Annotated in this window: 5 protein-coding genes and 1 tRNA gene; 3 read left to right on the top strand and 3 right to left on the bottom strand. The window is 44.5% G+C overall.

Going from position 1 to position 7,031, the window contains the following annotated elements; all coding sequences use genetic code 11:
- Positions 1 to 67: transfer RNA gene (locus R7M72_RS16235), tRNA-Tyr, on the bottom strand.
- Positions 68 to 359: 292 nt separating this feature from the next.
- Here R7M72_RS16235 and R7M72_RS16230 point away from each other — a divergent pair.
- Both R7M72_RS16230 and vmeF read left to right on the top strand, forming a co-directional pair.
- Positions 360 to 1,454: an efflux RND transporter periplasmic adaptor subunit gene (locus R7M72_RS16230; RefSeq protein ID WP_206955003.1), complete on the top strand. Its 1,095-nt coding sequence runs from the start codon at positions 360 to 362 to the stop codon at positions 1,452 to 1,454.
- Positions 1,454 to 4,567 carry a multidrug efflux RND transporter permease subunit VmeF gene (vmeF, locus tag R7M72_RS16225; RefSeq protein WP_318056253.1) on the top strand — a complete coding sequence of 1,038 codons (3,114 nt, stop codon included), beginning with the start codon at positions 1,454 to 1,456 and terminating at the stop codon, positions 4,565 to 4,567. The genes R7M72_RS16230 and vmeF overlap by 1 nt, the downstream gene beginning before the upstream one ends.
- An 80-nt stretch (positions 4,568 to 4,647) precedes the next feature.
- On the opposite strand, the gene R7M72_RS16220 is transcribed toward vmeF, so the two are convergent.
- A complete protein-coding gene (locus R7M72_RS16220; RefSeq protein WP_017634755.1) occupies positions 4,648 to 5,223 on the bottom strand; it encodes a porin family protein in 576 nt (191 codons plus the stop codon).
- 214 nt (positions 5,224 to 5,437) lie between these two features.
- Between R7M72_RS16220 and R7M72_RS16215 the strand changes: the two genes are divergently transcribed.
- On the top strand, positions 5,438 to 5,755 hold the full coding sequence (locus R7M72_RS16215) for a DUF1244 domain-containing protein (RefSeq protein WP_005378586.1): 318 nt from the start codon (positions 5,438 to 5,440) through the stop codon (positions 5,753 to 5,755).
- Between the two features lie 62 nt (positions 5,756 to 5,817).
- On the opposite strand, the gene R7M72_RS16210 is transcribed toward R7M72_RS16215, so the two are convergent.
- Complete coding sequence (locus tag R7M72_RS16210; RefSeq protein ID WP_005389952.1) at positions 5,818 to 6,912, bottom strand: PLP-dependent cysteine synthase family protein; 1,095 nt, start codon at positions 6,910 to 6,912, stop codon at positions 5,818 to 5,820.
- Positions 6,913 to 7,031: the final 119 nt, after the last annotated feature.

Genomic DNA, 7,031 nt, shown 5'->3' with positions numbered 1-7,031 from the left:
GGACGGATTCGAACCATCGAAGGCAGTGCCGGCAGATTTACAGTCTGCTCCCTTTGGCCACTCGGGAACCCCTCCAGAGGATTTTTATACTTAGTAAGATGTTTTCCCAACTCATCTCCCAAGTGCGGAGCGAATCATAGCAAACTCGCTCAGGCTGTAAAGCGTTTTTCTTACGTTTTTACGTTGAATGCTGTCTTTTTGGGCAAAGATGGTAGAAAGTCAGCGTTTTGTTTGTCCTTTGAACAGAAGAGAGGCGCGCTTTTTACTTGAATTTACACTACTTGACGTTAAACACCGTATCTACTGATAAACTGTAAGCAGTTTAATGACATAAGTTTATTCGTTTAGAAGTCAATATCATGAGCATGAAAGCCACGTTATCGTTATCTGTTTTAACGCTTTCTATATTACTGAGTTCTCCATCGGTTTGCGCTGCGATGCGAGGAGGCTCAGCGGTTACCGTTGTGACTGAACAAGTAGAAACGCACGAGATCAATCAATCCTTAACTCTTATCGGCAAATTAAAGGCAGCGGAGTCTGTGGTTGTCGCATCGGAAGTCGCCGGCAAAGTGAATCAAATCGCTGTTAAAGCGAATCAAAATGTCCAGCAAGACCAGCTATTAATTAAGTTAGATGACGATAAGGCTCAAGCCGCTTTGATTGAGGCAAAGGCGTATCTAAAAGATGAACAGCGTAAGTTAAAAGAGTTCCAACGTTTGGTTAAGCGGAATGCGATTACTCAAACTGAAATCGATGCACAAAAAGCCAGTGTTGAAATAGCACAAGCGAGGCTTGATGCTGCTCAAGCCAATTTAGCTGATCTCCATATTACTGCCCCATTTTCTGGCACTGTTGGTTTTATCGATTTTAGCCGCGGCAAAATGGTCAGTGCGGGTACTGAACTTTTGACGTTGGATGATCTTTCCGTCATGGAACTGGATTTACAAGTACCGGAGCGCTATTTATCGATGCTTTCTATTGGTATGGAAGTCATTGCTAAAACCAGTGCATGGGGTAGCCAGATCTTTACTGGTCAAGTCACAGGTATTGATACGCGTATCAGCGCCGAAACACTGAATCTTCGCGTGCGTATTGAGTTTGATAACCCAGAAAATCAATTGAAGCCGGGCATGTTGATGAACGCTTCACTAGCATTTCCTGCTATTAAGGCGCCAATCATTCCTGTTCAAGCGCTTGAATACTCCGGAACTAAACGTTTTGTATATGTAATTGATGAAAGCAACAAAGCTACTCGTCAAGAAGTGTCGCTAGGTGCTCGTGTTGGTAACGAGGTCGTGATCGAATCTGGTGTTGAGATTGGTGACAAGATTGTGGTTCAAGGCATTGTTAACATGCGTGATGGTGTCGAAGTGAAAGAAATTGTCGCGCCACTAAAAGCGAACACCACGGATGTGACACGCAATGACAGTGAATCGGATGAGGAAGAAAACTAATGTTACTGTCCGACGTTTCAGTTAAACGCCCTGTCGCGGCGTTGGTTCTGAGCATGCTGTTGTGTGTGTTTGGCTTTGTGTCATTCACCAAATTAGCCGTTCGTGAAATGCCTGATATAGAAAGCCCAGTCGTTTCTATCAGTACGCGTTATGAGGGTGCATCGGCGACTATTATTGAAAGCCAAATTACCTCCGTTTTGGAAGACCAGCTTTCTGGGATCAGTGGGGTTGATGAAATTAGCTCCACTACTCGTAACAGCATGTCGCGTATCACGATCACGTTTGAGCTAGGTTACGATCTCAACAAAGGTGTGAGCGACGTGCGTGATGCCGTAGCTCGTGCTCAGCGCTCGCTACCTGATGAAGCGGATGACCCTATTGTTTATAAGAACAATGGCTCGGGAGAGGCATCGCTCTACATCAATCTCAGTTCTGCAGAGATGGACCGTACTCAATTAACGGATTATGCCGAACGTGTATTGATGGACCGCTTTAGCCTGATCTCAGGGGTTAGCTCCATTGATCTCTCCGGTGGTTTGTACAAGGTAATGTACGTGAAGCTTAAGCCAGAACTAATGGCTGGACGTTCAGTTACAGCTTCGGACATTACATCAGCTTTGCGAAGTGAGAACCTAGAAAGCCCAGGAGGTGAAGTTCGCAACGACTCAACAGTAATGTCCGTGCGTACGGCTCGTACTTATAACACGCCTGAAAATTTTCAATATCTTGTCATTAAACGCGCAAGCGACAATACACCTATCTATTTAAAAGATGTAGCAGATGTCTTCATTGGTGCAGAAAACGAAAACTCAACCTTCAAAAGTGATGGTGTAGTAAACATCAGTCTTGGTGTGGTACCGCAGTCAGACGCAAACCCGTTAGAAGTAGCGAAGCTGGTTAGGTCTGAAGTCGATAACATCCAGAAGTTCTTACCAGAAGGTACACGTCTTGCGATAGATTACGACGCGACAGTGTTTATCGAGCGTTCAATCGAAGAGGTGTACAGCACGCTATTTATCACGGGCGGCTTGGTGATTTTGGTATTGTACATTTTCATCGGCCAAGCTCGTGCAACCTTAATTCCTGCGGTTACGGTACCTGTTTCTCTGATTTCTTCGTTCATTGCCGCGTACTACTTTGGGTTTTCTATCAACTTGATCACCTTGATGGCGTTGATATTATCGATTGGTTTGGTGGTGGATGACGCAATTGTGGTTGTAGAGAATATCTTCCACCATATTGAACGCGGTGAATCGCCATTACTCGCCGCATATAAAGGCACAAGAGAGGTTGGTTTTGCTGTTATAGCAACAACATTAGTGCTGGTGATGGTGTTCTTACCGATCTCTTTTATGGATGGCATGGTAGGTCTACTATTTACAGAGTTTTCTGTATTGCTGGCTATGTCGGTCATATTCTCCTCTTTGATTGCCCTGACGCTGACTCCTGTATTAGGTAGTCAGATTTTGAAAGCGAATGTAAAACCAAATCGATTCAATGAAGCGGTTGATCGCTTGTTTAGCAAGCTTGAGAGTGGCTATCGCGCATTATTGAAAGGTGCATTGAAAGTACGTTGGGCTGCTCCGCTGGTGATTCTAGCTTGTTTGGGCGGTAGCTATTTCTTGATGAATCAGGTACCGGCCCAGCTGACCCCACAAGAAGATCGCGGTGTGATATTCGCGTTTGTGCGCGGTGCAGATGCTACGTCGTACAATCGTATGTCAGCCAATATGGATATTGTCGAAGACCGATTGATGCCATTACTAGGGCAAGGTTATCTGAAGTCATTCAGCATCCAAACGCCAGCGTTTGGTGGCCAGGCAGGAGACCAGACAGGCTTTGTGATCATGATTCTAGAAGATTGGAACGAACGTGATATCACGGCTCAGCAAGCCCTTAACAAAGTACGGAAAGAATTGGCAGGTATCCCAGATGTTCGAGTGTTCCCATTTATGCCAGGTTTCCAAGGTGGTTCGAGTGAGCCAGTTCAGTTCGTATTAGGCGGCTCTGATTACGATGAGCTCGTTGTTTGGGCTGAAATGCTAAAGAACAAAGCAGAAGAATCACCAATGATGGAAGGAGCAGAGATAGATTACTCGGAAAAAACGCCTGAGTTATTGGTTACAGTTGACCGACAGCGTGCCGCAGAGCTAGGAGTCAGTGTTAAAGACATTTCTGACACCCTAGAAATCATGCTCGGTGGTAAAAGCGAAACGACTTATGTTGAGCGTGGCGAAGAGTACGATGTGTATCTTCGCGGTGATGAAAATAGCTTTAATAATGCTGCAGATTTAAGTCAGATTTATCTGCGCACGAATAGCGGTCAGCTAGTGACGTTAGATGCGGTCACAAAAATTGAAGAAGTGGCGGCCTCTATTCGTCTTTCTCACTACAACAAACAGAAGTCCATCACTATTACTGCCAACCTGTCGGAAGGTTATACATTAGGAGATGCGCTGAATTACCTAGACCAGGAAGCCATCGACAACTTACCGGGTGACATTTCGGTGAGTTATTCGGGGGAGTCGAAAGACTTTAAAGAGAACCAAGCGAGTGTTGCTGTTGTGTTTGCATTGGCACTGCTAGTGGCGTATCTCGTGTTGGCGGCTCAGTTTGAAAGCTTCGTAAACCCGTTAGTGGTCATGTTTACGGTGCCGATGGGTGTATTTGGTGGCTTTCTTGGTTTGGTTATTATGGGCCAAGGTATGAACATTTATAGTCAGATCGGCATGATCATGTTGATTGGTATGGTGACGAAAAACGGTATTTTGATCGTAGAATTTGCCAATCAGCTACGTGATCGTGGCGTTGAGTTTGAAAAAGCGATCATTGATGCAGCTGCGCGACGTCTACGTCCAATCTTGATGACTGCTTTTACCACACTTGCTGGCGCAATTCCGTTGATAGTATCGACAGGGGCGGGTTATGAGAGCCGTATTGCCGTGGGTACGGTAATCTTTTTCGGGATGGGGTTTGCGACATTGGTGACCTTGTTTGTTATCCCGGCAATGTACCGATTGATTTCGGCGAAAACACAAGCACCAGGTCATGTAGAAGTAGAGTTAAACAAAGCAATTAGCCATGATACGAAGGGCCGTATAGCGCACCCTTAAATCAAACGTTAAAACATAAAAGCCGAGGTAATAACCTCGGCTTCTCTTTATCGGTTTAAAGTTAGCTCGGAAGCGTTCGATTAGAAGCGTTTCCCTAGGCTGATTTGTACACCTTCGTAGCCGTCGTAAAAATCTTCAAAACCCATATCTGCGACATTATAAATGTACTCTGCGCGTAACCAGATATCTTTGCTCATATCCCAATGGACACCAGCACCGATGTTGAATAGCGCGCCTGAATCATCTGTGACTTTTTGTTCGTTTGGAACATACATTTCAGCTTGAGTGCCAAGCGCAGTTACGCGACCAAACAGTGACAGCGGCGTATCGCCTAAGTTATCACTTGTTACAACAGCAGACATACCTGCTTGGTAATAGTGAAGATCTAAGTCAGTTTTTAGAGCATCGTTCTTAAGTTCATTTTGTGAATAGCGCAGAACCCCTTCAAACGCGAGGTATTGGTTTACATGGTAACCCCAGCCAACTGTGATATGTGGTGTTGACCACTCATTGTCTCTATCCGAGCCGAAGTACGGTGTATCAAAACCAACGTTACCAGTACCCAGATAAAAATAAGATTGATGAGCTTGTTCTTGAGCAGCTAAAGTTGGCACGCTAATGGTCAAGGCAGACAATAATAGAATGGCGTTTTTCATAACTAGACGATAACCTTGGTAAAAGACCGTTGTAATGATTTGTTTAAATGTTAATTTAATCAATAGGATGGATGGTAATTATCATATCAGCTTTTATCAAAGGTAGTGATTTTAGAATGGGAATTGTTGCGCTAAAGCATACTTCTTACTCATGACTACCGACTAACTAGATATGGTGACGAAAGCTAGTTAAATAAGAGAGAAGGAAAGGAAAGTGGCTGAATTCAAATACAAAAACTTGACTCAAGAAGAACAAGATAAGTTAGACGCGGCGACATTTCGCCGTTTATTGGCGCATTTAGATGCCAACAAAGACGTACAAAACATCGACCTGATGATCCTTGCGGGCTTCTGTCGCAACTGCTTTAGCAAATGGTATAAATCTGAGGCTGAAAATCTCGGTTTGGATTTAGATATTGATGACGCTCGCGAACGTGTTTACGGCATGACTTACGATGAATGGAAACAAAATCATCAACCAGCGGCAACGCCAGAACAATTGGCTGCGTTTGAAGCGCGCCAGAAAAAGTAAAACCCAGCGATAAAAACAGCCCGCATGAAGTTGGGCTGTTTTTTTAAAGTCCAGTTTGCACGTTAAGCGTTAGTTGAGCCGCAACAAGCTGGCTCAACGCAACCTTTTGCTTGAATGACTTCGAGTTGAGCTAAGTAAGGTTGAATATCGCCGATGTTCTCTTTTACCCATGTTAAGTCATAATACGTATCTAGGTAACGCTCTCCAGAATCACATAGAAGCGTCACGATGGAACCCTTCTCACCGCGTTGTTTCATCTCACAAGCCAATTGCAGCACACCGTAAAGATTGGTGCCTGTTGATGCGCCGACTTTACGCCCAATCAGCTGAGATACCCAATGGGCGGTTGCCACACTGGCAGCGTCTGGAATTTTGCGCATCTCGTCAATAACACCTGCAATAAAGCTTGGCTCGACACGTGGTCGACCGATACCTTCAATTTTGCTGCCAGTATCACCTTTCAATGAGTGGTTTCCTGACTGGAAAGCGTCGTAAAACACTGAGTTTTCAGGGTCTACCACGCAAAGCTTGGTGTCGTATTTTTGGTAACGAATAAAACGGCCAATGGTTGCGGATGTGCCGCCTGTTCCAGGACTCATCACTACCCAGCTAGGAATCGGGTGATCTTCTAACTCCATTTGGCTAAAGATAGAGTTCGCGATGTTGTTGTTACCGCGCCAGTCAGTAGCGCGTTCAGCATAAGTAAACTGGTCCATGTAGTGACCATTTAGTTCTTGAGCCAAGCGTCGAGACTCGTCATAAATCTGATCTGATCGTTCAACAAGGTGCGCTTTACCACCGTAAAATTCAATTTGTTCGATCTTTTTACGTGCAGTGGTTTTCGGCATGACGGCAATGAACGGTAAGCCAAGTAAACGCGCAAAATACGCTTCCGAAACGGCAGTGCTGCCTGAGGACGCCTCGATTACAGTGGTTTCAGGACCAATCCATCCATTACAAATAGCGTAAAGAAATAATGAGCGCGCCAATCGATGCTTAAGAGAGCCTGTAGGGTGCGTACTCTCATCTTTTAGATAGATATCGATACCATCAAGAGAAGGTAGTTCGAGTTTAAATAAGTGAGTATCAGCAGAACGTTGGAAGTCTGCTTCAATTTTACGCACTGCATTGTTGATCCAATTGTGGTCAGTACACATGGCGTCTCTCCTTGGGAAATCGATAGATAAGTATTAGATAGGGATAATTTATCTATAATTTCCGAGAAAAACTTTGCTATTGTTACTCTTAATAAAGATATCTGTAGAAAAATTTTCTG

This window comes from Vibrio sp. YT-18, from assembly GCF_033337345.1.
Lineage (GTDB): Bacteria > Pseudomonadota > Gammaproteobacteria > Enterobacterales > Vibrionaceae > Vibrio > Vibrio alginolyticus.
This window is presented reverse-complemented; position numbering and strand designations above follow the sequence as displayed.

Bases quoted from the DNA above. Each gene is read 5' to 3' on its own strand.
- R7M72_RS16220 (WP_017634755.1), bottom strand. From the start codon at position 5,223: ATGAAAAACGCCATTCTATTATTGTCTGCCTTGACCATTAGCGTGCCA.
- R7M72_RS16230 (WP_206955003.1), top strand. From the start codon at position 360: ATGAGCATGAAAGCCACGTTATCGTTATCTGTTTTAACGCTTTCTATA.
- vmeF (WP_318056253.1), top strand. From the start codon at position 1,454: ATGTTACTGTCCGACGTTTCAGTTAAACGCCCTGTCGCGGCGTTGGTT.
- R7M72_RS16210 (WP_005389952.1), bottom strand. From the start codon at position 6,912: ATGTGTACTGACCACAATTGGATCAACAATGCAGTGCGTAAAATTGAA.